Genomic DNA, 25718 nt, shown 5'->3' on the forward strand with positions numbered 1-25718 from the left:
AAATACCTACGCTAGCGTAACCTACGGCATAGTAGGTTTCTAGCCAGCTAACTCTAGATTTCCCAATTCTGCTGCTGGGTTAAATATCCAACACACAGTCGCCGGCCGCAGCCGAAATGCAGGTCTGCACTCGACTCCCGGGCTCTCGTTCCTCACCCGTGCGCAGATCCCGCGCGTGACCGTCCAGCAAACTCACTACACACGACTGGCAGATGCCCATCCGGCAGCCAAAGGGCATCCGAACGCCGGCCTGTTCACCGGCCTCCATCAGCGACGTCGCCGCATCGGCGACGACGGTCTTGCCGCTGCGCTCGAACGTCACCGAACCGCCGGTGCCGTCGACCGCAGCGCGCGACGCCGCGAAACGCTCCAGGTGCAGCCGCACCCCGAGCCCCGCCGCTTCGAACTCACGCTCGGCGTCGTGGAGCATGGCCTCCGGGCCACACGCCCACGCTTCCCGCGTCCGCCAATCGGCGACCTCGTCGTCGAGCTTGGCCAGGTCCAGGCGCCCGTCGGTACGCGTGGCCCGCACCCGCAGCTGGTAGCTCGGGTGATCCTTGGCCAGCTGCGCCAATTCGTCGGCGAAGATGACGTCGGCCTCGGTCGGGGCCGAGTGCAGGTGGACTATGTCGGTGATCTGGTCCCGGCGCGCCAGGGTGCGCAGCATCGACATCACCGGGGTGATGCCCGAGCCGGCGGTCAGGAACAGCACCTTGCCGGGCGCGGGGTCCGGCATGACGAACTCGCCCTGCGGCGCCGCCAGCCGCACGATGGTCCCGGGCGCCACGCCACCGACCAGGTGGGTCGACAGGAACCCCTCGCGCATGGCCTTCACCGTGATGGTGATGGTGTGGTCGCTGTGCGACTCCACCGGGCTCGAGGTCAGCGAGTACGAACGCCAGCGCCACCGGCCGTCCATGAGCAGGCCGATGCCGATGTACTGGCCCGGGTGGTAGTCGAACGAGAAGCCCCAGCCCGGCTTGATCACCAGGGTCGCCGAATCCTCGGTTTCCTGCCGGACGTCGACGACCTTGCCGCGCAGCTCGCGCGCCGACCACAGCGGATTGACCAGCTTGAGATAGTCGTCCGGCAACAGCGGTGTGGTGATGCGCGCGACGATGGTGCGCAGTGCGTGCCAGCCCGGCCGTTCCTTGGCGCCGGCCACCGTGGGCCGCACCGTATTGACGACATTGGCCGAGATCTTGATGTCGTTCTTGGCCACGTTCACTCCCGCTCAGGTGGTCACCACTGGTCGCGTCCCGACCAGCTCGCCTTAACCTACGGTACCGTAACCTACGCGCAAGTAGCTACCCCCGCCGGCCACAATCGAGGGCTACAGCAGCTCCAACAAGAACGGTAACTCTTGAGCGGCGTACCACGCCAGATCATGATCCTGAGCATCTCCGACAGTGAGCTCGGCGTCCTCGTCACCCAGGTCGGCAGCGTCGACGGCGGCCACCGCAGCAAGCACCGCCGGCTCGGCCGTCGAGTTGTCGACGTACACCGCGATCACGTCGGCCAGCGCGACCGGCCCGGCCAGCCGCACCACCGCGTCGTCCAGATCGGGGCGGAGTACGACACCGTCGACCCCGTCCACTTGGGCCACCAGCACCGCGCGCCGCGGCGGCAACCCGCCTTCCACGCCTTCCCCGCCGGCCTCGCCCACGCCCTCGCCGGCGAGCAGCCGTAGCGATGCCAGCGCCGCTTCCTGCAGCGCGATCTCGCCGAGCTCGTCCTCGTCTCCGTGCGAGTACGCCTCACGCAGGGTCGGCGTCACCGCGAACGCGGTACCGCTGCGGGCCGGCATCGCCCCGTCGGCCACGAGTTGCGAGAGCATGGCCAGGGTCGCCGGAATGTAGACGCGCACCAGGGCACTCTAAAGGGATCTCTCGGGATCGCCCATCAGCTCGGCCACGTGATCTGGCACATAGGTGGTGAGCTCACGCGACGGCCGGACGTACGTGCCCGTCACCACCGGCCGCTCGGGCAGCTCCACCTTCGCGTGGTCGACCGCGGTGTACGGGATCGTGGACAGCAGATGCGCGATCATGTTCAGCCGCGCGTGCTTCTTGATATCCGATTCGACGACGAACCACGGACTCTGCGGGGTGTCGCAATGGACCATCATCTCGTCCTTCGCCCGCGAGTAGTCCTCCCAGCGGTACACCGACTCCAGGTCCATCGGCGACAGCTTCCACTGGCGCACCGGGTCGTTCATGCGAGACCGGAACCGCTTGAGCTGCTCCGCGTCCGACACCGAGAACCAGTACTTGCGCAGCATGATCCCGTCGTCGATCAGCATCTGCTCGAAGATCGGGGTCTGCCGCAGGAACAGCGCGTGTTCCTGCGGGGTGCAGAACCCCATGACCTTCTCCACGCCGGCCCGGTTGTACCAGGACCGGTCGAACAGCACGATCTCGCCTTTGGCCGGCAGGTGCGCTATGTAGCGCTGGTAGTACCACTCGCCCCGTTCCCGGTCACTGGGCGCCGGCAGCGCCGCGACCCGTGCGATGCGGGGACTGAGGTATTCGGTGGCGCGCTTGATGGTGCCGCCCTTGCCCGCGGCGTCGCGGCCCTCGAAGACGATCACGACGCGCGCGCCGGAGGCGCGCACCCACTCCTGCAGCTTCACCAGCTCGGTCTGCAGCCGGAAAATCTCGGCTTCGTAGACGTCATTCGGGATCTTGCGGGCCTTCTTGGCGCGCTTCCGGTCCTTGCCTTCGTTGGCCACCCCTACCCCCTTCGTGGAATCAGCGTGCGGTTTCCCGCAGCTCGTCGAGTGCCTCGCGCAGCAGGCTGGGGAACACGTCGACGTCGCTCATGGCCTCGCGGTCGGCGTTGATGCCGTAGTAGAGGCTGCCGTTGTAGGACGTGATGCCCAGCGCCAGCACCTGATTGTTCAGCAGCGGCGGCACCGCGTAGGTGTCCAGCAGCTTGGTGCCGGCGACGTACATCTGTTTCTGCGCGCCCGGCACGTTGGTGATCAACAGGTTGAACTGGCGCGCCGGGAAGCTCGTCGCGACACGGGTGCCCATGGCGTGCAGCGTCGGCGGCGCGAAACCCGACAGCGTGACGATGGTGCGTGCGTCGACCGGCGTGGTCGTGGTGGCCTGGGTCTCGGTGGCGTGCGCGATCTGGGACAGCCGGACCAGCGCGTTGTTCTCCCCCACCGGCAGGTCCACCAGGAAGGGCGTCACCTCGCTGATCGCCTGCCCGGGGCCTGCGGACTCCAGGTGGTCGGTCTCGGGGTACACCGACATCGGCGCCATGGCCCGCACCGTCAGGCCCGTCGATACCGATTGGCCGCGGGACATCAACCAGTTGCGCAGCGCGCCGGTCACCACCGACAGCACCACGTCGTTGACGTCGCAGTCGAAGCGGGTCCGCAGCTGGCGGTACTCCTCGAGCTCGTGCTTGGCGACGGTGAACCGCCGGTTGCGGGAGACGGTGGCGTTCAGTGGGCTGCTCGGGGCGGTGCCCCGCACCATCGTGCGGGCCATGTCGATGACCCGCCGGCCGGCCTCGACGAACTGTTCGGTGCTGGAGATCATGTCGGCCGCCGCCGACTGCACCGCGGCCAACTGGGCCGTCGGCCGGGTGATCCACTCACCGATTGCGCCCAGCAGCAGCGAGACGTCGCTGGGTTCACGTCCAGGGATCCAGATGTCCTCGCCGAACTCGGGCGGCTTCTGGGTCCGGTCGGCGATGACGTGCCCGATCTCCAGCGCCGTCATGCCGTTGACGAGGGCCTGGTGGGTCTTGGTGTAGATCGCGAGGCGGTTGTCGGAGAGCCCCTCGACCAGGCACATCTCCCATAGCGGCCGGGTCTTGTCCAGGGGCCGCGACCCCAGCCGGGCCACCAGGTCATGGAGCTGGGCATCGCTGCCCGGAGACGGCAGCGCCGAACGCCGGATGTGGTAGGTGATGTCGAAGTCGCGGTCGTCGACCCAGACCGGCCGGGCCAGGCCGAGCGTGACCTCGCGGACCTTCTGCCGGTAGCGCGGGATCTGCGGGAGTCTGGCCTCGACGTTCGCCAGCAGGGTCTCGTAGCTCAGGCCGGCCCGCGGCCGCCGCAGGATGGACAGCGTCCCGACATACATGGGTGTCGAGGAGTCTTCTAGCCCGTAGAACGACGCGTCTGACGCCGACAACCGGGTCACCATGCAGCCCGCTCCTCCTCACACCTCCGGCAGGACTCCGTCACGGTATCCCCGGGGCCTGTCCCGTGCAGCACCGGACTGGCGAATTGGCGTCGAGCGCCAGGTGAAACCGGTGCGATGATTTAGCGGTCTGCAACTCTCCAGCAGATGCGCCGCACGCACCGGACCTATCGCTGGAGAGATTGTCATGACCGCATCGACCCGCATCGACATCGATCCGACGGCGCCGATCGTCGATTACGAGCCGACGCCGATCGAGGCGGGCACGACGGATCGTGCCGTCAACCGGCTGCGTGTGGTGTCGGGTCGAGGACCAGACTGCGCTGCAGCATCCGTCGTCGAATGTCAGCTCGAGGCAGCACCGCCCACAGCCGCACTGGTGTTCGCCGATACCGTGCTGCGCCGGGTCCTGGAGGTCAGCGACCGGCGCCGGCCGATGGCGCAGCTGCGGCCACTGGTCACCGCGACGCTGTTCGACGCCATGTCGTCCTGGCCCCGCCACACCCGGACCGACGGCGTGGCAGTGCTGCGGCGGGTACGGCTACGCACCGCCCGCGAACAGGACGGGCTGGCCACGGCGATCGAAGTGTTCGCCACCTTCAGCCGCGGGCCACGACTGCACGCTGCCGCCGGCCGTATCGAAATCGTCGGCGGGCGTTGGCAATTCGTGGCCCTGCAGCTGGGTTAACCGGTTGGTCAGCGGCGCTTCTGCTTGCGCGCGGCATCCCGACGCTCGCGACGCGAACCCGGACCGGCCGCGTGCCGGCCGCCCTCACGGCGGACCTCGGCGGACCCGTCCTCACCCGGACCGGTGTACGTCATGGCCGGCGCCTTGTTCTCGATTCCCTTGGCGCGCAACGCAGCCGGTGCAGCCTGCTCTTCAGCAGCGCTCTGCTCGGCCTCGGCGGCGAACTGCGCCAACCCCTGCGGCGCGGCGACCGGGGCCACCTGCGGCGATTGCTGTGCCTCGACCTGCACGTTGAACAGGAACCCGACCGACTCTTCTTTCAGCCCGTCGAGCATGCCGGTGAACATGTCGAAGCCCTCGCGCTGGTACTCGACCAGCGGGTCGCGCTGCGCCATGGCACGCAGGCCGATGCCTTCCTTGAGGTAGTCCATCTCGTAGAGGTGCTCACGCCACTTGCGGTCGATGACGTTGAGCAGGACGCTGCGCTCGAGCTGCCGCATGGCACCCGGTCCGGCGATGGCCTCCAGGTCGGCTTCGCGCTTGGCGTAAGCCTTTTCGGCGTCGGCGATCAGGGCGTTGCGCAGCTCTTCCTGGGTCAGCTCGCCCGGCTCGCCGATCGCGTCGGAGTCGACCAGGTCGTGGTGGTCCAGGCCGACCGGGTACAGCGTCTTGAGCGCGTCCCACAGCTTGGCCAGGTCCCAGTCCTCGGCGTAGCCCTCGGCGGTGGCGCCGTCGACGTACGCGGTGATGACGTCGACCAGCATCTGGTGCGCCTCGCCGGAAAGGTCGTCGCCCTCCAGGATCATCTTGCGCTCGCGGTAGATGACCTTGCGCTGCTGGTTCATCACCTCGTCGTACTTGAGGACGTTCTTGCGGACCTCGAAGTTCTGCCCTTCGACCTGGGTCTGCGCGCTCTTGATCGCGCGGGTCACCATCTTGGCCTCGATCGGCACGTCGTCCGGCAGGTTCAGCCGGGTCAGCAGCGCCTCGAGGGTGGCACCGTTGAAGCGGCGCATCAGCTCGTCGGACAGCGACAGGAAGAACCGGGACTCGCCCGGGTCGCCCTGACGGCCGGAGCGGCCGCGCAGCTGGTTGTCGATACGACGGGACTCGTGGCGCTCGGTGCCCAGCACGTACAGGCCACCGACCTCGCGGACCTTCTTGGCCTCTTCCTCGACCAGCTCCTTGACCTTCGGCAGCTCCTCGTGCCAGGCCGCTTCGTACTCTTCGGGGGTCTCGACGGGGTCCAGACCGCGCTTGCGCAGGCGCGCGTCGGTGATGAAGTCGACGTTGCCGCCCAACACGATGTCGGTACCGCGACCGGCCATGTTGGTGGCGACCGTGATGGCCTTCAGCCGGCCGGCCTCGGCGATGATGCTCGCTTCCTGCTCGTGGTACTTGGCGTTGAGCACGTTGTGCGGGATGCGGCGCTTGGTGAACTGCTTGGACAGGTACTCCGACCGCTCCACGCTGGTGGTACCGATCAGGACCGGCTGGCCCTTCTCGTAGCGCTCCTGCACGTCGTCGACGACGGCGATGTACTTGGCCTCTTCAGTCTTGTAGATGAGGTCGGACTGGTCCTGCCGCACCATCTCGCGGTTGGTCGGAATCTGCACCACACCGAGCTTGTAGATCTCGTGCAGCTCGGCGGCCTCGGTCTCGGCGGTACCGGTCATGCCGGACAACTTGTCGTAGAGGCGGAAGTAGTTCTGCAGCGTGATGGTGGCCAGCGTCTGGTTCTCGGCCTTGATCTCGACGTGCTCCTTGGCCTCGATGGCCTGGTGCATGCCTTCGTTGTAGCGGCGACCGACCAGCACGCGGCCGGTGAACTCGTCGACGATGACGACCTCGCCGTCACGGACGATGTAGTCCTTGTCGCGCTGGAACAGTTCCTTGGCCTTGACGGCGTTGTTCAGGTAACTGACCAGCGGCGAGTTGGCGGCCTCGTAGAGGTTGTCGATGCCCAGCTGGTTCTCGACGAACTCGACACCGGCCTCGTGCACACCGATGGTGCGCTTGCGGATGTCGACCTCGTAGTGGACGTCCTTCTCCATGAGCGGCGCGATGCGAGCGAACTCGGTGTACCAGTTCGACGCACCGTCGGCCGGGCCCGAGATGATCAGCGGGGTACGGGCCTCATCGATGAGGATCGAGTCGACCTCGTCGACGATGGCGAAGTTGTGGCCCCGCTGCACCATGTCGTCGGTCGAGTGCGCCATGTTGTCGCGCAGGTAGTCGAAGCCGAACTCGTTGTTGGTGCCGTACGTGATGTCGGCGTTGTACGCGGCGCGGCGCTCCTCCGGCGTCATCTGCGACAGGATCACCCCGACCTCCAGGCCGAGGAAGCGGTGCACGCGGCCCATCCACTCGCTGTCGCGCTTGGCCAGGTAGTCGTTGACGGTGACGACGTGCACGCCCTTGCCGGCGAGCGCGTTGAGGTAGGCCGGCAACACACAGGTCAGGGTCTTGCCCTCACCGGTCTTCATCTCGGCGACGTTGCCGTAGTGCAGCGCGGCGCCGCCCATCACCTGGACGTCGAAGTGGCGCTGGTCCAGCACGCGCCAGGCCGCCTCGCGGGCGACCGCGAAGGCTTCGGGCAGCAGGTCGTCGAGCGACTCGCCGTCGGCGATGCGCTTCTTGAACTCGTCGGTCTTGCCGCGCAGCTCGTCGTCCGACAGCTTCTCGACGTCATCGGACAAGGTGTTGACATAGGCGGCGACCTTTTGCAGGCGCTTGACCATGCGACCTTCACCGATGCGGAGCAACTTCGACAGCACGGCAACAACCCCTGTACCTTCACAGGCTCACACTGCCTTCGACGGGCGCGCGAGCAACTCAATGGACTCTCAGCGACAACCATCGTAGGCGTACGAGGTGCCGGGCCCCGCCGAACGTGGCCTACGAGCGGGCGGAGCCCGACTCACGAGCGCCAAGGGCTCGCTCGCGGGCGATGAGGAAAAGCGGAAACGCCACGCTGATCGCGACGACGAAGCTCAGCGCCACGTATGCCCACACATACCTGACCCCGACCCGACGCGCCTCCACCACCATCAACACGACCGCGGACACCCCGAGCAGCATCAGGTCATTGGTCAACGAACTGGTCGCGTGATTCAGGTATCCCTGCTGGAAGAATTCGAGCAGGTTGCCGCCGGTCTTGAAGTACGCGATGTTGTGCCACCACGTGGCGATCAAAGCGATCAGGGCGATCACACCGTAGGCCACGCACAAATTTCGCCGAGTCCCCGTCATCAAGGGAGTATCACGCAAAACTGCGGTGCCGGCGCCGTATCGGCGCCGACACCGCAGTCTCGGCGGTAGGTCGGACTACTGACCCAGTCGGATCAATCCGTAGTCGTAGGCGTGTCGGCGGTAGACCACCGTCGGCCGATCGCTCTCCTTGTCGTGGAACAGGAAGAAGTCGTGTCCGACCAGCTCCATCTCGTAGAGCGCGTCGTCCACCGTCATCGGGTTCGCCGGGTGCTCCTTGACGCGGACCACCTGACCCGGAACGTGGTCATCGAGGTCGGCGGAGGCGGCCTGGCTCGGCGTTGCGGGCAGGTCCTCGGGCGGGACGATGGACGTCGCCTCCGCGAGCCCTACCGGGGTCTTGTCGCCGTAGTGAATCTTGCGGCGGTCCTTGCTGCGCCTCAGCCGGTTCTCGAGTTTGCCGACGGCCGATTCGAGCGCCGCGTAGAAGCTGTCCGCGCACCCTTCGCCACGTACGACCGGTCCACGGCCACGGGCGGTGATCTCCACGTGCTGGCAGTTCTTGCGCTGGCGTCGGTTCTTCTCGTGGTCGAGTTCGACGTCGAACAGATAGATGGTGCGATCGAAACGCTCCAATCGGGAGAGTTTCTCGGAAACGTAGATGCGGAAATGTTCGGGGACTTCGACGTTACGGCCCTTGACGACAACGTCGGCGTGCGGTTCGGGCGCAGGCTCGGTGTCGTCGGCAAACATGGTCGAGCGGGCAGAATCCACGGATTGGGTTGACATGCTTGGCAACTCGCTTCTCTCTCGCAGTGTGCGTGTGCGCTTCTTGCACACGGTCTGAACTACGCGCCGAGCGGGTCTGCAAGTCGCCGCAGCCCGGCGCGAGGTGTTGAAGTACTCACCTCCTACCGCTGTCAGCGATTTTGGTACCGAGTGAATATGCCGGTACCGCCGTGAGGCTTCACGGGTCGTTGCAGCCGACGGTAGTCCGAGTTCACCTAGTCGTGCCACCGATTTCGCATACCGGTTTTGAGAACTTCATATCGAGTTGATGTAGGTACCCGGCGGACCGTGTCCAGGCGGCCGGAAGTTCAGCCCTGTGCTATTGCCAGCCGCCTGAACCATGAACAAAACGCCCGCGACGGCCGGTCATTCATCTTGCCGGCCCAAGCCTTGAGGGACCGCTACCCTGACCTCTATGTCCGACCCGGACCTAGAACACGCGGTCGCTTATCCGTTCGACATCCCTCGCCACTCGTTTGTGTTCAACCCACAGACCCACACACCGGACCCGTTCGACTACGAAATGATCGAGGACCGTCAGCTGGTGCCGGTCGCGGCCGTCGGCTCAAACGCCTCACCATCTCAGCTCAGTCGCAAGTTTCCGCCGGACGGAGCGGTGACCGAAGCTATTCCGGTCCTCTACACCGAAATCCGGGACTTCGACTCCGTATATGCCGCGAGGGTCTCCAAGTACGGATCGATTCCCGCTACGCCATATCCATCTCCGGGGACGTCGATCCGAGTGCACGTGACGTTCCTGAACGGACGTCAATTGGAGCGGATGAACAGCACCGAATCACTCGGGGTGGGCTACGACCTGGTCGAAATGCCGGATGGTTGTTTCCCCGAGCTACCCGGCCGGCGAGTGCTGACGTACGTCGCACGCTCCGGAGCGCTACTCATCGGTGATCGTCCAGCCGCACTGGCAGACATCCCTGGCAGCAATAGGACCTTCGCGGAAATCAGCGAGCGAACGGCGATCGATGTTGTAGCTGAGATCCTCGGATTCGACGCCGCGGGGCTGGTCCACGCCGTCATCATGGACCGCGAACTGCACGCAGCATTGAATCGGCAATTGGCGCCAAGGGGATCCAGATGGCCGTAGTCGACTTCTCGCCGCAATCGCTTCCTCCCATGACGGTCGGAGCGACGTCGGCCCGCGATCACCAGCGCCTGGGCCAACCGTATGTCGTGGTGATGTCCCCAGAGTTGGCGGGCCGCGCCGCCGGCCATCTACGGCTGACGTATCTGACCCGCAGTTTCGACCCCACACGTCGACTTGGCGTGCTGGCTTATGTCATCGCAGATCGGGGCTGCTCCGGCACCCAGATGCGATGTGACCAAACGATCAGAACCGCACTTGGCATGCCGACCATCTTGCCGGCTGTCAGCCCGGTCATCGAAGGCTTGGCCGTCGAGCCCGTCTACGCTTCGTACCGCAATCGACTACGCAGCCTGACCAGTGTCATCACCGGGCGGCGATACGTCATGCTGCGAGCAGCGCCCCCCAAGCCGGCCGATATCGAGAAGGACCTGTGCCGTATCAGGTCCGATGATCTTGCCGCCATCGGAACAAATCCCGGATCCCTGGTTCTGCTCTTCGCGGCGAAGACCGACAAGAAAGGTCGCCGGGCCCTGTCAGTTGTCGCCGCCAAAGCCCTGGCGCTTGGGTCCGATGAGATCGCCCAACGTCGCGACGACCAGGAACAGACACGAGACCGGCTGTGGGACGCTCGCTATCGTTGCCCCAAGCAGATATTGGGTGTGGTCGGCGACGATCTCTCACCGTTGTGGCTTGACAGTGACGCACGGCAACGGCTTGGCATACAACAACTTTCGCCGATACTCGTCCGGCGAGACACTCGCTCGTCACTCACTCGGCAAAGTCAGGAGTTCGGCGTCGCGCTGTTGACTTCATTCCTCACTCTGCAGGCGATCATCGCGCCACTCACTACTCACTGGAACGCCGGAGTGCGGAGTCTCAGCAGTTTCGCCATTTCACTGTTGGGAGCACTTTCGCTGATCGTGTGGCGTCTGCGCACCGACATCCGCTGAATCCGCTCCGCCGGTCGCCGCAGTCCCAACCGGCGCTGTTTCCAGCCAAGTCAAGCGTGGGCTATCGCGAGCACGGCCGAAACCTGCACTCCGGATGTTTGCAGGACCCGAACCGACTCAGCCGCCGTCGCGCCCGTCGTCACCACATCGTCGAACACAATGGCCTCCCCCGCCACCGGAGTCCGCTGCCGGACCCGGCCGTTGATGTTGCGTTGGCGCTGCGCGCTGGACAGCCCGACGGAGTCGCGGGTGAAGGCGCGCATGGCCAGCGCCGGCTCGACCGCGACACCCGGCAGATCCGCTGCCGCGGCGCGCGCGATCTTCGCGACGGGGTCGCCGCCGCGGCGCCGGGCGGCCAGGCTCCGGGTCGGTGCAGGCACCACCGTCAGCGGCGGCACGATCAGGCCCCAGGCGATCATCGTCCGCAAAGCCGCGGCGACCGCGTCCGCCAGTGGCGCGACGAGATCGGTCCGGCCGTGCTCTTTGAGGCCCACGATGGCTTGCCGCCGCGCGCCGGCGTAACGGCCGAGCGCGAAGACCGGCACCCCCGGGTCCGCGCGCGGCGTGACCACGTGCGGCTCGTCGGGGCGGACGGTCAGTTCCGCCGTGCAGGCGGCACACCAGCGGATCGACGGTGCACCGCAGCCACCGCATTCGACAGGCAGGACCAGGTCGAGCATGAGGTCAGCATGACGCAGGGGTGTGACAGGCCGACTCAGCCAGGAAGCACGGGCAGCGCGCCGGCGACCATCAGCGGCCGGACATCGGTCCACATCAGGTTGTTGTCCGCTGCTGAGCCAGACAGCTGCAGGACCCCGCGCTGGTCGGCGATATACACCGTCGAGGTGTTGGCCGCCACGGTGGACACCGGAACCACCAGATTCCGTGTTGGCCCATCGGAATTCACGCCGTCGAGGTTGACGTACGAGACGGGATGCGCGCCGTCGGTGCGGGTCACCACGATGTCGTCGCCGGTGCGCCAGGACAGCGACAGCGCCGTGTTGCCCAGGCCGTAACCGAGTCGGCGCGGGTAGGTCAGCGCGAGCTGACCACCCTGGCCCTGCTCGACGCTGGCCAGGATCACCTGGCCGTTGATCACCATCGCGGCCCGCGTGGCATCCCGGGACAGCTGCAGCCCGCTGATCGGGCCGGGGAACTTGGTGGCCACGGCCGACGAGTCGACGGGGATACGGGCGGGTTGGCCCGACGCCGCCTCCTGGATCGCCCGCACGACGTTGGTGCCGTCGACCACGATCCAGATCGCGTCATCGAGCGACCAACTGGGACGCGACAGGGTGTGCGCGTCGAGCGCCTGCGCGGCGTCGCCGTTGACCGGGCCCACCCACAGCGACTGCGCCATGTCCGGGGCACCGGGCCGCAACGTCACCACCGAGGCGACCTCCTGCCCGCTGCGCGACAGCGCGGCCGAGGTCTGGCCCGGCAGTTGCCCGAAGGCCCCGCCCACCCGCGGCGCGTTGTCGCCTTCCAGGGACACCAGCGATCCGCCGGCCAGGGCATGCAATCCCGCCGCGGCGCCGGGGTCGGCACCCGGGTCGGTGGCCGCGACGTCGGAGGTGTTCCAGCCTTCGGCGAACCGATCGTCGAGAGCGGCGCCGTCGGCGTTGATCACGTACGGGCCGTTGACCCCGGCCCGGAACAACGTCCAGATAATCTGCGCCGCAAGCAATTGCCGGCTGTGCGGGTCAGTGGTCGACAGGCTCTCCAGGTCGATCCTGGCGCCGCCGTAGCCGCGCCCGACACCGGTCTTGCCACCGTCGGCCCGGGTCACCGGACCACGCAGCCGCAGCGGAGCAGCCATCAGATTCCGGACACTGCTGGCCATCTCGGGCCGCGGCCCGGACAGCAGCTTGGTGACCAGTTCGGTGGCCAACTGGTCAGGGTCGGACACTGCGACGTAGCGCGGGTCCGGTACGACGGTCTTGCCGGTCGGGTCGACGAAGTAGAGCGTGTCCCGCTTGTAGGTGGACTGGAACTGTTGCCAATCCAGGAAAACCCCGTTGGGCAGCTTGTCGATGCGCCAGCCCCGCGGCGTCTTCACGAGATCGATGGGACCGGGGTCGGGCAGCGCGCCCTCCCCCGTCTCGAACACCCCGACATCCGATAGCGAGCCCAGGATGTCGGCGTGCATGGTCACCGAAACCTTGTCCGTGCCACGGGTTTCCACGAACACGACGCGGTCGATCAGCAGGGCGCTACCGGCATCGTCCCAGGAGCGGGATGCCGATTCGGTGAGGAACTGGCGTGCGGCGAGGTGCCGGTTCGCGGGATCGGCGGTGGCCTTGAGGAATTCACGCAGCAGCAGGTCCGGGTCCATGCCCGGCGACGGTGTCGGCAGATTGCGCGGCGCGGGCCGGTCGACGGTGCCCACGGCCTGCGGCGCGGACGAACTGGGCACCCCAGCGCACCCCGTCAACACCAGCAGCAGCACGGCGCAGACCGCCAATGCCCCCTTCACGAGGTCTCCACGGCGGGCAGTTCCCCGGCAGACAGGGCCGTAACCGATTTGGGCCCAGCAGGTTTGAGCGGCAGCGGGCTCGTGGTCACCTTGTGGCCCCGCACCAGCGGCAGCGTGAGCCGGAAGCAGGCGCCGTGGCCGGGTTCGCCCCAGGCCTCCAACCGGCCCTGGTGCAGGCGGGCGTCCTCGATGCTGATGGCCAGGCCGAGGCCGGTGCCACCGGAGCGGCGCACCCGCGAGGGGTCGGACCGCCAGAACCGGCTGAACACCATCTTCTCCTCGCCCGGTCGCAGACCCACGCCGAAATCGCGGACCGTCACTGCCACGGTATCCACGTCGGCCGCCATCTTGATCTGCACTGGCTTCTTCTCGGCATGGTCGATCGCGTTGGCGATGAGGTTGCGCAGGATGCGCTCGACGCGGCGGGGATCCACCTCGGCGATGACGGCCTCGTCCGGAAGATGCACGGCGAGTTTGATATTCGCGTCGTCGGCCAGGTGCCCGACGTTGTCGAGCGCGCTCTGCACGGTGTCGCGCAAGTCGACCGACTCCACCGACAGCTCGGCCACACCGGCGTCGTGCCGGGAGATTTCCAGCAGATCGGCCAGCAGCGTCTCGAAGCGGTCGAGTTCGTTGACCATCAACTCGGTCGAGCGCCGTAGCGCCGGCTCGAGGTCCTCGCTGTGGTCATAGATCAGGTCGGCGGCCATGCGGACCGTGGTGAGTGGCGTCCGCAGTTCGTGACTGACGTCAGAGGTGAAGCGGCGCTGCAGGTTTCCGAACTCTTCGAGCTGGGTGATCTGCTTGTGCAGGCTTTCGGCCATGTCGTTGAACGACACCGCCAGGCGCGCCATGTCGTCCTCGCCGCGCACGGGCATGCGCTCGGTGAGGTGGCCCTCGGCGAACCGCTCGGCGATGCGCGACGCTGACCGCACCGGCAGCACGATCTGCCGGGCCACCAGCAGCGCGATGGCCGCCAGCAGACCCAGCAGCACGATGCCACCGGTGGCCATGGTGCCGCGCACCAGCGCGATCGTGCTCTCTTCGTTGCTCAGCGGAAAGATCAGGTACAGCTCGAGATTGGTGACCTGCGACGACGTCGGGCTACCGACGATCAGCGCGGGACCGGAGAAGCCGTCGGTGTGGACGGTGGCGTACTGGTAGCTGACCTGTCCGGCTTTGACGAAGTCGCGCAAGGAGTTCGGAATTTCCCCCACCGGGCCGGCCGATGTGGCCGCGCGCGGACCGTCACCGGGGACCACCAGAACCGCGTCGAAGGCACCGGCCAGGCGGGAGCCCGAATCGACCTTGCGGTCGATGAGGGTGTTGCGCGCCAACTGCAGGCTGCTGCCCAGCGAGCGCGTCTCCTCGCCGCCGACGATGCCGCCAACTGTGGTTCGGGCGTGCTCGACCTCTTCGGTGCCGGCGCGGACCTTGGCTTCCAGGATGCGGTCGGTGATCTGACTGGTCAGCACAAAACCCAGCACGAGGATGACAGCGAGGGACAACCCCAGAGTCAGGGACACCACGCGCAGTTGCAACGAGCGGCGCCAGGCGTAGCCGACCACCCGGCCGACAGCACCCAACCCACGCACGAAAGCGCCCGAGCCGAAACCGCCACGGATACGCCGTCGGGATCCCCAGATCACCGGCGCCCTACGGTCTCAGGCTCGGGCTTGACGAGCCGACCGATCACGGCGGTCCGGCCTTGTATCCCACTCCTCGAACGGTCAGCACCACCTGCGGGTTCTCCGGGTCCTTCTCGACCTTGGCCCGCAGCCGCTGCACGTGGACGTTCACCAGACGGGTGTCTGCCGGGTGACGGTAGCCCCACACCTGTTCGAGCAGCACGTCACGAGTAAACACCTGGCGCGGCTTCCGCGCGAGGGCGACGAGCAGGTCGAACTCCAGCGGAGTCAGCGAAATCTGCTCACCCTGACGGGTCACCTTGTGGGCCGGCACGTCGATGTCGACGTCGGCGATGGACAGCATCTCTGCCGGCTCGTCGTCGTTGCGGCGCAACCGCGCCCGCACCCGCGCCACGAGCTCCTTCGGCTTGAACGGCTTCATGACGTAGTCGTCGGCGCCGGACTCCAGGCCAAGCACCACGTCGACCGTGTCGGTCTTGGCGGTCAGCATGACGATGGGCACGCCAGAGTCGGCGCGCAGCACACGGCACACGTCGATGCCGTTCATTCCAGGCAGCATGAGGTCCAACAGCACCAGATCAGGGCGCAGCTCGCGGACCGCAGTCAGCGCCTGGCTGCCGTCACCGATGACGGCGGTGTCGAAGCCTTCACCGCGCAGCACGATGGTGAGCATCTCGGCCAGAGATGGGTCGTCGTCGACGACCAGAATGCGTTGCCTCATGGCGTCCATGGTGTCACCAGATCGCGATAAAGCTGTGATCTCCGATGGGTGTTTTGCTTCTTACCTGACAACTTGCTGGTAAACGGCGCAGCCGGGTCAGCCCAGGAGTCGTCCGGCCAGCTCCCCCGGGTCGACGTCGGGGGCGACCAAAGCCCAACGCCCGACCCAGTTTTCGGCCGCCAGCGCGGTGTATACCGCGCCCGTGCGGCCCTGCAGACCCCCGTCGCGCTCGTAGGCATCGCGGGTGCGGGCAGAGTCCTGAGCTTCCCGGCGCGCCGCCCGCTCAGCGGCCAACTCCGTCGGCACATTCAGATAGAGCTGCCAGTCCGGCACCGGCAGCGCCAATCGCTCGAACTCCAGCTGCCGCACCCAGGCGACGACGTCCCCGTCCGCGTCCTGATGCAGCCGGGCCGCGCTGTACGCGGCGTTGGAGGCGACGTACCGATCGAGGATCACAACATCGTGCGCGTCGTTCATCGCTGCGATCTCGGCTTTGGCGCCGGCGCGGTCGAGCGCGAACAGCATCGCCATGGCGTACACCGACTCGGCGAGGTCGCCATGCTGACCATGGAGCGCCTCGGCCGCGATGTCCGCCTCGACGGACCGGCCGTACCGCGGGAACGCCACGGTGGTCACCGACTTGCCGCGGGCTTCGAACTGCGCCCGCAGCCCCTGGGTCAGGGTGTTCTTCCCCGCACCATCGACGCCTTCGATTGCGATCAGCACGGTAGGAGCGTAATTGCCGCCCGGGCGTGTGCCCTGGCGGCCACGCTCACAATCCCAACGGCCGCAGCATCAACTGATCGAGCTCTGGGCCGAGTTCTGAAACGCTGAAGTCCCCTTCGAAATTCACCGCCACCTGCCCGACCTCCAGTTCCGGTGAGGTGCACCAGGCGGTGTCGCCGCCGTTGGTGGTCAGCCACAGCATCTGCGTCGAAGCGATACGGTCCTCGGTGTTCCAATCCGGGATGCCGTCGGGAAAATCGGGAAAGCCCGCCCACGCGGCGAACGTGGACATGTACGACGGCTGCGCCAGCCCGTAGGACTCACCGTCGAGCATGGTGAAACCGGGGTGCACGTCGGCGAGGAACGTGCGCACCGCGGCTGGCAGGGATTCCCAATACGGCGGAGTCGGTCCGGGATTGAACCGCGGATCCCAACCCACCCAGATGAGCGAATCACCGTCGGCGCCTTCGAAGTAATACAGCAGCGCGACGCCATCCTCACGCCAGAAGCTGACGCGCACGTCGCGCAGGCGCGTTCGCAGTGCGTCCGCGAAACCCGGCACCATGGCCAGGAAATCGTCATTCCACCGGGCCAGTGCCAGCTGCACACGCTCGGCAGGATCGCCACACGACGCGATCACCCCGAACGGACCCGCCATGTCCGGGACCGGGGACTCGAACACCGCCACCTCGTCGGCGGCACACAGCTCCGCCAGCTTGCGCGGCCCGGTGACCGTCGACGGCACCCCGTAGTCGAGTTGGTCGAGCGCAGTTGTGTCCCCGGCAGCCGCCGTGGCAACCACGTGGCGCAAATGGGCGCGCACGCCTTCCTCCAGCGCCACCTGGTCGGCCTGATAGCCGGAGTCAACACCACGCAGCCACTGAGCGCTGCGACCGCTCTGCATCCAGTACACGGGACGCGATACCCACTGCATGTTGAACGGCGTGTAGGCCACTCGAGACATCTGCTCGGGGGTCAGCTCGGTGAAGCCGGGGATGTACAGGATTTCGGCGAGCGTGATGATCCGTGCCGCAACCACCGCGGCCTCGAACTTGCCCTTACCGATTGTCGGGGGTACCAACGGCGCTTCATCCACGCCATCCAACGTAAGGGCGAAACCGGAGGGCTTCTGACACGAATTTCTTTGTCGGTGGCAGGCGGTACCGTCATGAACGTGGGCGGAGGCCGGTCGCTGAATGCTGCGTCGATGGCCCGAATCATGTTGCACCACAGGATAATTCACGCGATTTCACGGTTGCGCCGCACCACACAACGCAACTAGTATCGAACAGATGTGCGAGGCCTTGTTCGCCATCGATCCCGACGCCACCGAGGCGGCGTTGGTCGATCAACTCGCCATCGATCCCGACGCCACCGAGGCGGCGTTGGTCGATCAACTCGCCGCGATGAGCCGCGCCACCTCCAGCATCGCGGCAGCCCAGGCCCAAGTGACCGCACTGCTGCAAGCCAAGCGCAAGGCACGCGAAGACGCCGAGCACGTGCCGGCGTCTCAGCGCGGCAAGGGCCTCGCCACCGAAATCGGGCTGGCTCGCCAAGCCTCGCCGTGGCACGGCGCCAGGTACCTGAAGATGTCCCGCATCCTGGTCGACGACATGCCTCACACGATGGCCGCACTGGCCGGCGGAATGCTCACCGAGCACCGGGCCATGATCATCACCGGCCATGCGGAGTGCCTGTCACCCGAGAACCGGCGGGCACTCGACGCCGAACTGTGCGCCGACCCGGCCAAGTTAGAAGGCAAGGGCGACAAGAAGATCCACGCCGACGCCGGGCGCATCGCCTTCCGGCTCGACAGCGACGCCGTCCTGGCCGCAATGAGCCGCCACCAATGCGACCGCACCGTCACTGTGCGTCCCGCGCCCTACGGCATGGCATATGTCACCGCCCTACTCACCGCCGCCGAAGCCTGTGCCGTGCAGCAGGCACTGCAACAGGATGCGGCCGACGCAGCCGCCGAATCGATCGCCAGCGGCGGCGGACTCGGCAGCCGCGGACAGCTGTTGGCCGACGCGTTCTACCGCCGCACCACCGGTCGCGACGTCGGCGCCGCCGTCCCCATCACCATCAATCTGGTGCTGTCCGACGAAAGCCTGCTGGCCCAGGGCACCGAACCCGCGATCCTCGACGGCTACGGCCCCATCCCAGCGGCCGTTGCGCGCCAGATGATCTGGGCCACGGTGGTCGACCCGGATACCGACGCCGCGGTACGCAGGCTGTACGCCAACCCGGCCACCGGCAACCTCGTCGCCATGGAATCACGGGCGCGCGCATTCCCGAAGGGCCTCAAGTGGCTCATCAAACTGCGCGACCAAACCTGCCGCACCCCCTACTGCGACGCCCCCATCCGCCACATCGACCACGTCAACCCACACGCCGCCCATGGCGCCACCAGTGCCCGCAATGGCCAAGGACTCTGCGAAAGGTGCAACTACACCAAGGAACAGCCCGGGTGGCAGACCAGAACCATCTATGACCAATACGGTCGGCACACGACCGAGGTCATCACACCTACCGGCCGGACCTACCGCAGCACCGCGCCACCGACCCCCACCGGTGCCCGGGTACTCACCAGCGACATCCACGTCGTAAGAATCCACGCTGCCTGAATCGGGGGCACACCAGACGGTAGGTTGGCGCGCATGACCGGGGTCGAGGAGTCGCGGGGTTCGCGGAAAAAAGCGCGAACCTATGCCGCGATCCTGGATGCCGCCGAGGTGCTCTTTCGTGAGCGTGGCGTTCGGGCCACCACGATTGACGACGTGGCCGAACAGGCCGATGTCTCGGTCGGGTCCGTCTATGTGCACTTCAAGAACAAGTCAGGCCTGTATTTGGCACTGGTCGAACGGGCCTTGGACTTGAACGAGAAGGCGATGGCTCGAGTTGCCGAGCAGAACATCGCAAGCCCGCTCGAGCGGGTCCTTGCGGCTGGCGAGGCGTATCTCCGGTTCCACCTCGAGGAGCCGGGCGCGTTCCAGATGATTGCGCTGCGCGTCCTCGAGCCGGGCTCGGGCCAGGACGACCCGGAGGTGGAAAGTCGCATTGCCGATCGCGTCGAAGCCCTTGTCGGTGCCGTACATGCCGACCTGGTACTGGCAGCGCAGGCGGGCGAGATCCGCGACGATCTGGACCTCGCCCGCGTGATGCGCTTCGTTTGGGGCGCATGGAACGGCGTCATCGCTTTGGCGTTGCGTCAGGATCGCCTACGCGTTGACGACGCCGAGCTCGAACAGACCCTCAACGTGGGCCTGCAACTCCTCAGTGACGCGCTGCGCGTCGACGGCGCACGGCCGTAACAGCCATCCCGACGAACCCGACGGTCGTCGACACGAACGAAACCCCCGCCGCTGCCTGATACTTCTTGTCTTGAAAGAGCTTTGGCTCGAACGCCAGTGGCAGGAACAGCATCGCGTTGCTCCACGCGCCGGTGGCCAGCGAGCGCTGGACGATCTTCGGGGCGTCGGGGACCGCAAGCCCGAGAGCCACGGTGCAGGTCCCGAGCATGACCAGGTCAAGGTGCCATTGCCGCACGCGCTCGGCACTGACGATGCCCAGGCGCTCGGCCTTTTCTTTGTCGGTCATCGCGAGCGTGTATACCCACCCGGACAGGGCTGCGGCGGCGAGCTCGACGACACCGGAGGTGACGAGCCCGGAGGGACGCGCGCTCACGCGTTGATCTCCTTGCGCCGCGCGGCCTGCGCGCGGTCGTAGAAGCGGCGACCGACCAGGTTCTGGTAGCTCCACGCCGCGGCGGCGATGGTTCCGCGCTGCTGGAGCCAGAACCGGTCGCTGGCATACGTCTCGGTCGTGCGGCCCAACTCGACCTGGGCCATGGCGATGCCTTCACCTTGCTCACGGCTTCGACGGGCGAGGACGCGGCCGGTCTTGTCGACGATCTGAGCGCCGCCCTCGAAGTGGCCTCGATACGTGAACGGGGTTCCGAGGAAGCGGCACTCAACGGTTCCGGCGTGGGCGGCGTGGATGACCGGTGCGCCGACGTGGCGGGCGAAGGTCGCGGGCGCCCGGGTCGCACGAACCTGGTTGCCGGGCTCGAGACGCGTGAGCAGCGGCCAGTTGGCCGGCAGGCTCCACCAGCCCGAACCGCCGACGACCAGGTCGACCTGCCCGCCGAGTCGGGCGACGGTCTGCGAGCGCATGAGTTCCCAACACATGGCCACGCCGACGGAATGCTCACCGGCCTCGAAGCGGCCCGGGTCGGTGCCGCCGGTGTAGAGAGCGCTCTCCCACATCGTGGGGAGGTCCTTGTCATGGCGGCCGACGAGGTCTCCGCCGGGACCGTAGAGGAAGAACGCGTTGCGGGTCTCGCCATCGCTGTCGCGAACAATGACGGAGCCGCCGACATGGATGCCGTGTGACTGCGCAAGGCGCGCAAGGAGTTTGGTCGGCTCGCCGTCGGCCGGTGGCGCATTCTCGGCCAATTCAGGGAGAAAACCGACGCCCGTGGCGAAGAACTCGGGCAGTACCACCCAGCTCGCGCCGTCACCGGCGGCCCGGTTCACGAGACGCTCGCAGTCCTCGAGGTTGTAGTCGATGTCACCGACCTTCGCCTCCGTCTGGACGGCAGCCGCCAGTACCATTTTTGTAGCCTCACTCATAACTGAACGATACTATAAAAATGTTCGGCGGGGCAGCCCCTACACCGCATTGAACGATTTCCGCGCGCCCTACGTGTCAACGGGTATAGGACCGGAAGGACCCTGAGATGCGTACTGCACTAATAACTCTCATTACTCTCGCCGCCACTGCCGCCGTTCTTGCCCCCGCCGCGCCGGCAGCGGCCGAGTCAGCCATCGCCACGATCGGCCAGTTGGAGGCCGAGGGATTCCACGTCAACGTCGACCGGGTCGGCAGCGGGCCGCTCGATCAGTGTGTGGTGACCAGTGTCCGCAACCCGCAGGAGCAGACCAGGCTCATTCGGGTGGACGGTCCCGGCAACCGCGATCAGGTCATCCGCGTGGTGGTCCGCCGGACCATCACCGTGTCACTGGATTGCAGCAAGTAGCGCCCGGAAGCTCAGTGCGCGATGACCGGCAACGTGATCGACGACGGATGCGCCGGGTCGTGCAGGATGGTCTGCGTCGCCACCACGGTCGCCGCGTCGCGCCCGAATGGCGCCCCGGTGTTGGGATTCGGCGCGAACTGCGGGTAGTCGCTGCTGGAAATCTCCACCCGCACCCGGTCCCCCGCGCTGAGTTGGTAACTGGTGGGCCAGATTTGGATGCGGTACTGGTAGGGCTGACCGGGCACGATCGGCGTCGGTGCTGACAGCGAGTCCCGGAACGACGCCCGCAGAATCCCGTTGTTCAGATTGACGGCCGTCCCGTCTGGCTTGACCACCACCAGCTTGGCCGTGAAATCGGTGTCCACCGCAGAGGATTGGGCCCACAGCGTGACGGTGGCCGCCCCGGTGATCTCGGTGGCGTGAGGCACCGGGTCGCCGGTATAGACCAGAACGTCGGAGCGCTGCTCCACGGGTGTCTGATCATAGGGTCCCTGCGGACCGGAACGCGCACCGCAGCACGAGTGCCCGCCCAGGCTCGGAGCCGGGTTCAGCGGGTCGTAGGTGTAGGTGTCGGGCGACTGCGGTCCGGGCAGGACGGACAGCAGCTTCCCCTCGCGGTCGGCGATACCGCCGGCGCCGGACAGGAAGTAGTTGATCCATTGAGTCTGTGGCAGTGGCCAATTGGTGGCCGTCTGCCAGGTGTTGGAGCCCATGGTGAAGTAGTCGACGCGCGGCTTGCCGGCCACGCCATTGTCGACTCCCTTGAGGAAGTGGTCGAACCAGGCCAGCATCAGCTCGTTGATCGGACTGTTGCCCACTGCCCCAATGTCTTTGAGCATCGGGGCAGGTTCGGAATCGGGACGGCCCCAGGCCACGTGGTCCCACGGCCCGATCACCAAGCGCTGGTTCGCACGCGCAACGTCATTGCCGCCGTGGGCGACCATCCCGGCGAAGTTCTCCACTCCCCCGGCCAGGAAGGCGTCGTACCAGCCCTCGAAGTGCAGCACCGGAATTCGCACTGCCGGATACCGGTCGCGGATGCTGAGCTGCTGCCAGAAGGCATCACGCGTGTTGTGCCGGACCCAGTCGAAATACCACGGCGCCACCGCCGGGTTGTGCGGCTGCATCGGCGGAAGGTCTTGTTGCGGGCGGAAATTCAGCCAGCGGGTCGGGTCGGCTGCAGCATCCCGCAACAGCTGCTCCGCCTGGGCGTCCCGGCGGTTCTGCGCGGCCCCGAGGGCGATCGAATCGATGGCCCACGGCTGCACGAACCCCAGCCGGAACTCGCCGCCCTCGTAGGTCCAGCCGTCGTAGTAGTCGGACGCCGTGTTGGCCGGCGCAATGGTCACCAGATGCGGCGGCGCCGTCACCGCCGCAAGCCACTGCGTCGCACCGACATACGACGACCCGTACATGGCGACCTTGCCGTTGGCCCCGGGCAGTCCGGCTGCCCATTCGACGGTGTCGTAGCCGTCGGCCATGTCGTTGGTGAACTCACTGAACACCCCGCCGGAGCTGCCCTGGCCCCGAACATCTTGAATGACAACGAGATAGCAGTGCGAGGCGAACCAGTCCGGCGGCTGGTAGCGCTCCGGCGAGGTCTGCGCCCCCGACTTTCCGTACTGCGTGCGCATGAGCAGCACCGGTACGGGGTCAGCGGTCTTCGGGCGGTATACGTCAGCGCGCAGGACGACGCCGTCGCGCATGGTGGCGCCGACGTCGCGTTGAGTATCGACCGCGCACGGCCCCCGACCCGCGGCAGCAGGAAACAGCGAGCCCGGCGGGCGGTCGGCACCACAGGCGGCCAACAGCACCAGCACCATCGCGAACACCGCACCGCGGATCAAAGCGCGCACGCTTCTACGCTAGTGCCTCGCCGAAATCGGGTGTGCGCAGGCGGTTACGGAAGCCCGCGGCCGCCCGACGTCGTCGTCAGGACCAGGACGTTCTGATCCCGGTCCAGGAACGCCTGGGTCGCCATGGTGGGGCTGGAGAACAGCTTGTTCAGCTCGGGGCCCGACAGGTACGGACCGTCGGGCAGCTCCGACTGCAGAATCTTCTGCACCATCGGTTGCCGGTCGGTGGCAACCGGGTGGTACTCCGCCAACAGCCGGGTGGTCTCCGCAGGCGACAGTTTGACCACCGCGTCGATCCAGTTCACCTTGCCGGCCAGGCTGGGATCACCACTGTTGTTCCAGGTGACCCACACCGCTTCGTCGGGCTTGTGCAGTTGCGGGAACTGCCAGACCAATTGCTGGACGTCGTGCCGGACCATCCCCGGCGGTACCGGCGGGCCCTTGACGGGCTGCGACGTGCCGCCGAAGAAGTCGAGGCTGCCCAGATTCACGCCGTCGCAGCCGGTCAACGCCACCCCAACCAGGGCCAGCAACGCGACGAGCCTTCCCACCGGGTTGTTTCGCATGCCTCGACCTCCCGTCACGAGGGTGCCCTGATGTGCGGAAATTCTAACTCTGAAACCCGCTGATCAGCAGTTCTTCAGCAAACACTGCAGCGCGTCGCCGGAATCGTAATTATCGCGCATTGCAATATAAGCCGCCACCGCAGGCGCACGCCTCAGCTAATCTCACACCCATCCGCCCCAAGGCGATTACGTCACACCTTTCGCGGGCACGCAAAAGCCCCCAATTCCCTTGAGAATTGGGGGCTTTCGCGTTTGCTCGTGCCGCGAAGGCTACTTAGTAGCGGTAGTGCTCCGGCTTGTACGGGCCTTCGACGTCCACGCCGATGTACTCGGCCTGGTCCTTCGACAGCTTGGTCAGCGTGCCGCCGAGAGCCTCGACGTGGATGCGCGCGACCTTCTCGTCGAGGTGCTTGGCGAGGCGGTAGACCTCGTTGTCGTACTCGTCGTTCTTGGTCCACAGCTCGATCTGGGCGATGACCTGGTTGGAGAACGAGTTCGACATCACGAACGACGGGTGGCCGGTCGCGTTGCCCAGGTTCAGCAGACGCCCCTCGGACAGCACGATGATCGACTTGCCGGTCTCACCGAAGGTCCACAGGTCGACCTGCGGCTTGATGTTCAGCTTGGTGGCGCCGGACTTCTCGAGCGCTGCCATGTCGATCTCGTTGTCGAAGTGGCCGATGTTGCCCAGGATGGCCTGGTTCTTCATGGCCTTCATGTGATCGAGCAGGATGATGTCGTAGTTGCCCGTCGCGGTGATGACGATGTCGGCCTGGGCGATGCCCTGCTCGACGGTGACGACGTCGAAGCCGTCCATCAGCGCCTGCAGCGCGTTGATCGGGTCGATCTCGGTGACCGCAACGCGCGCGCCCTGTCCGGCCATCGACTCCGCACAGCCCTTGCCGACGTCGCCGTAGCCACAGATCAGCACCTTCTTGCCACCGATCAGCACGTCGGTGCCGCGGTTGATGCCGTCGATCAGCGAGTGGCGGGTGCCGTACTTGTTGTCGAACTTGCTCTTGGTGACCGAGTCGTTGACGTTGATGGCCGGGAAGACCAGCTCACCCGCGGCGGCGAACTGGTACAGGCGCAGCACGCCGGTGGTGGTCTCCTCGGTGACACCCTTGACCGACTCGGCGATCTTGGTCCACTTGGTCTTGTCGTTCTCGAAGCCGTTGCGCACCAGCTCGAGGAAGACCTTCCACTCGGCCGAGTCGTCTTCTTCGGCGGGCGGCACGACGCCGGCCTTCTCGTACTGCGCACCGCGCAGCACCAGCATGGTGGCGTCGCCGCCGTCGTCCAGGATCATGTTGCAGGGCTCGCCGTCCCAGGTGAGCATCTGCTCGGCGCACCACCAGTACTCCTCCAGCGTCTCGCCCTTCCAGGCGAAGACCGGGGTGCCCTTGGGCTCCTCGGGAGTGCCGTGCGGGCCGACGACGATCGCCGCGGCGGCATGGTCCTGGGTGGAGAAGATGTTGCACGACGCCCAGCGGACCTCTGCGCCGAGCGCGGTCAGCGTCTCGATGAGCACCGCGGTCTGCACGGTCATGTGCAGCGAGCCGGAGATGCGTGCACCCTTGAGCGGCTGCACGTCGTGGTACTCGCGACGCAGCGCCATCAAGCCGGGCATCTCGTGCTCGGCGAGGCGAATCTCCTTGCGGCCGAACTCGGCTTCGGACAGGTCGGCGACCTTGTAGTCGATGCCGTTACGGACGTCTGCCTTCAATTCCGTCATGGATTAGAGCCCCATTCATTCGTCAGTTGCCTGTGCGTGCGCCAAA

Annotated in this window: 24 protein-coding genes; 6 read left to right on the forward strand and 18 right to left on the reverse strand. The window is 66.5% G+C overall.

The features are described from left to right. Positions 1-79: 79 nt before the first annotated feature. From TL10_RS12745 to TL10_RS12760, 4 genes are all read right to left on the reverse strand, one after another. Positions 80-1222 carry a ferredoxin reductase gene (locus tag TL10_RS12745; protein WP_043985977.1) on the reverse strand — a complete coding sequence of 381 codons (1143 nt, stop codon included), beginning with the start codon at positions 1220-1222 and terminating at the stop codon, positions 80-82. A gap of 111 nt (positions 1223-1333) precedes the next feature. Then, positions 1334-1870, reverse strand: a complete 537-nt coding sequence (locus TL10_RS12750) for a DUF6912 family protein (RefSeq protein WP_192830226.1) — start codon at positions 1868-1870, stop codon at positions 1334-1336. A 6-nt stretch (positions 1871-1876) separates the two neighbouring features. Then, on the reverse strand, positions 1877-2731 hold the full coding sequence (gene ppk2 / locus TL10_RS12755; RefSeq protein WP_043985937.1) for a polyphosphate kinase 2: 855 nt from the start codon (positions 2729-2731) through the stop codon (positions 1877-1879). Between the two features lie 19 nt (positions 2732-2750). Next, positions 2751-4163, reverse strand: coding sequence for a WS/DGAT/MGAT family O-acyltransferase (locus TL10_RS12760; RefSeq protein WP_043392412.1), 1413 nt, complete (start codon positions 4161-4163; stop codon positions 2751-2753). 184 nt (positions 4164-4347) lie between these two features. Here TL10_RS12760 and TL10_RS12765 point away from each other — a divergent pair, with 184 nt between their 5' ends. After that, the gene (locus tag TL10_RS12765) at positions 4348-4848 is read left to right on the forward strand and encodes an Rv3235 family protein (protein ID WP_043985938.1); all 501 of its coding nucleotides are present in this window, start codon (positions 4348-4350) and stop codon (positions 4846-4848) included. An 8-nt stretch (positions 4849-4856) separates the two neighbouring features. Here the strand turns inward: TL10_RS12765 and secA are convergent, their stop codons facing one another. The 3 genes from secA to hpf all read right to left on the reverse strand — a co-directional run bounded on the left by secA (position 4857) and on the right by hpf (position 8811). Next, positions 4857-7625: a preprotein translocase subunit SecA gene (gene secA / locus TL10_RS12770; RefSeq protein WP_043392407.1), complete on the reverse strand. Its 2769-nt coding sequence runs from the start codon at positions 7623-7625 to the stop codon at positions 4857-4859. A 121-nt stretch (positions 7626-7746) separates the two neighbouring features. After that, complete coding sequence (locus TL10_RS12775) at positions 7747-8073, reverse strand: DUF2834 domain-containing protein (protein ID WP_234711443.1); 327 nt, start codon at positions 8071-8073, stop codon at positions 7747-7749. Positions 8074-8175: 102 nt separating this feature from the next. Next, a complete protein-coding gene (gene hpf, locus TL10_RS12780) occupies positions 8176-8811 on the reverse strand; it encodes a ribosome hibernation-promoting factor, HPF/YfiA family (protein ID WP_166651322.1) in 636 nt (211 codons plus the stop codon). 451 nt (positions 8812-9262) lie between these two features. Between hpf and TL10_RS29620 the strand changes: the two genes are divergently transcribed. Beyond that, positions 9263-9952, forward strand: a complete 690-nt coding sequence (locus tag TL10_RS29620) for a hypothetical protein (RefSeq protein WP_131630737.1) — start codon at positions 9263-9265, stop codon at positions 9950-9952. After that, on the forward strand, positions 9943-10902 hold the full coding sequence (locus TL10_RS12790; RefSeq protein ID WP_043985940.1) for a hypothetical protein: 960 nt from the start codon (positions 9943-9945) through the stop codon (positions 10900-10902). The genes TL10_RS29620 and TL10_RS12790 overlap by 10 nt, the downstream gene beginning before the upstream one ends. Before the next feature lie 50 nt (positions 10903-10952). Here TL10_RS12790 and TL10_RS12795 read toward each other — a convergent pair whose 3' ends face one another. The 6 genes from TL10_RS12795 to TL10_RS12820 form a co-directional block, all read right to left on the reverse strand. Beyond that, complete coding sequence (locus TL10_RS12795; protein ID WP_043985941.1) at positions 10953-11582, reverse strand: ComF family protein; 630 nt, start codon at positions 11580-11582, stop codon at positions 10953-10955. 35 nt (positions 11583-11617) lie between these two features. Continuing rightward, positions 11618-13378: an MtrAB system accessory lipoprotein LpqB gene (gene lpqB / locus TL10_RS12800; protein WP_043392397.1), complete on the reverse strand. Its 1761-nt coding sequence runs from the start codon at positions 13376-13378 to the stop codon at positions 11618-11620. Continuing rightward, the gene (gene mtrB / locus TL10_RS12805) at positions 13375-15027 is read right to left on the reverse strand and encodes an MtrAB system histidine kinase MtrB (RefSeq protein ID WP_043985942.1); all 1653 of its coding nucleotides are present in this window, start codon (positions 15025-15027) and stop codon (positions 13375-13377) included. Before mtrB ends, lpqB begins: the two co-directional genes overlap by 4 nt. Positions 15028-15070: 43 nt before the next feature. Beyond that, entirely contained in the window at positions 15071-15757 is a 687-nt protein-coding gene (gene mtrA, locus TL10_RS12810; protein WP_020102929.1) for a two-component system response regulator MtrA, read from the reverse strand. A gap of 87 nt (positions 15758-15844) precedes the next feature. Next, positions 15845-16474, reverse strand: coding sequence for a dTMP kinase (locus TL10_RS12815; protein WP_043985943.1), 630 nt, complete (start codon positions 16472-16474; stop codon positions 15845-15847). Positions 16475-16520: 46 nt separating this feature from the next. After that, positions 16521-17570, reverse strand: coding sequence for a hypothetical protein (locus tag TL10_RS12820; RefSeq protein ID WP_043985944.1), 1050 nt, complete (start codon positions 17568-17570; stop codon positions 16521-16523). 196 nt (positions 17571-17766) lie between these two features. Here TL10_RS12820 and TL10_RS12825 point away from each other — a divergent pair, with 196 nt between their 5' ends. After that, positions 17767-19101 (forward strand): HNH endonuclease, encoded by a 1335-nt coding sequence (locus tag TL10_RS12825; RefSeq protein ID WP_052506404.1) that lies wholly within the window; start codon positions 17767-17769, stop codon positions 19099-19101. A 33-nt stretch (positions 19102-19134) separates the two neighbouring features. Beyond that, entirely contained in the window at positions 19135-19788 is a 654-nt protein-coding gene (locus tag TL10_RS12830) for a TetR/AcrR family transcriptional regulator (protein ID WP_043985945.1), read from the forward strand. On the opposite strand, the gene TL10_RS12835 is transcribed toward TL10_RS12830, so the two are convergent. After that, the gene (locus TL10_RS12835; RefSeq protein ID WP_043985946.1) at positions 19751-20161 is read right to left on the reverse strand and encodes a hypothetical protein; all 411 of its coding nucleotides are present in this window, start codon (positions 20159-20161) and stop codon (positions 19751-19753) included. The two genes, TL10_RS12830 and TL10_RS12835, sit on opposite strands and share 38 nt — an antisense overlap. Beyond that, the gene (locus TL10_RS12840) at positions 20158-21090 is read right to left on the reverse strand and encodes a carbon-nitrogen hydrolase family protein (protein ID WP_043985947.1); all 933 of its coding nucleotides are present in this window, start codon (positions 21088-21090) and stop codon (positions 20158-20160) included. Before TL10_RS12840 ends, TL10_RS12835 begins: the two co-directional genes overlap by 4 nt. Positions 21091-21215: 125 nt before the next feature. Here TL10_RS12840 and TL10_RS12845 point away from each other — a divergent pair, with 125 nt between their 5' ends. Then, on the forward strand, positions 21216-21515 hold the full coding sequence (locus TL10_RS12845) for a hypothetical protein (RefSeq protein ID WP_043985948.1): 300 nt from the start codon (positions 21216-21218) through the stop codon (positions 21513-21515). Between the two features lie 11 nt (positions 21516-21526). Here the strand turns inward: TL10_RS12845 and TL10_RS12850 are convergent, their stop codons facing one another. The 3 genes from TL10_RS12850 to ahcY form a co-directional block, all read right to left on the reverse strand. Continuing rightward, on the reverse strand, positions 21527-23347 hold the full coding sequence (locus TL10_RS12850) for a CocE/NonD family hydrolase (protein WP_043985980.1): 1821 nt from the start codon (positions 23345-23347) through the stop codon (positions 21527-21529). A gap of 68 nt (positions 23348-23415) precedes the next feature. Beyond that, complete coding sequence (locus TL10_RS12855; protein ID WP_051954651.1) at positions 23416-23937, reverse strand: hypothetical protein; 522 nt, start codon at positions 23935-23937, stop codon at positions 23416-23418. Positions 23938-24211: 274 nt separating this feature from the next. Continuing rightward, positions 24212-25672 carry an adenosylhomocysteinase gene (ahcY, locus tag TL10_RS12860; protein ID WP_043392376.1) on the reverse strand — a complete coding sequence of 487 codons (1461 nt, stop codon included), beginning with the start codon at positions 25670-25672 and terminating at the stop codon, positions 24212-24214. Positions 25673-25718 lie beyond the last annotated feature (46 nt).

The organism is Mycolicibacterium llatzerense, assembly GCF_000878195.1.
GTDB lineage: Bacteria > Actinomycetota > Actinomycetes > Mycobacteriales > Mycobacteriaceae > Mycobacterium > Mycobacterium llatzerense.